The following is a 373-nucleotide window of genomic DNA, read 5'->3' on the forward strand; positions in this document are numbered from 1 at the left end:
ATGATGTTCGTCGTGTATATGATTTTCCGAATCTCCACGGGGTATTCAAAGAATGTGCTTAAAACCGGCCAGTTTTCCTCCCAGCTTTTCACGCAGGAGGGGTACTGCTTGCGCCAGATTTCTGCGAAGGTCTGCAGATTTTTCTCGGCTTCCTCCAGCGTGACGGCGCTGTAGATCTTCTTAAGATCCGCAACGACTTTCTTGATGTCCTTGTAGCTGACATATCTGGTGGAACTGCGCACCTGGTGGACGATGCAGCGCTGCAGCCGGCTTTTTGGGAAGACGGCCTCGATAGCCTGCATCATCCCACACAGGCCATCCGTGCAGAACAGATATACATCCAAAACACCCCTGCTTTTGAGGTCATTCAGCA

Annotated in this window: 1 protein-coding gene; it reads right to left on the reverse strand. The window is 51.2% G+C overall.

Going from position 1 to position 373, the window contains the following annotated elements; all coding sequences use genetic code 11:
• The coding region (locus ACTNBU_RS12760) for an IS256 family transposase (protein WP_441034474.1) at positions 1-373 on the reverse strand (373 nt) is incomplete at both ends.

Source organism: Dysosmobacter sp. HCP28S3_G4, assembly GCF_052065175.1.
Classification (GTDB): domain Bacteria; phylum Bacillota; class Clostridia; order Oscillospirales; family Oscillospiraceae; genus Oscillibacter.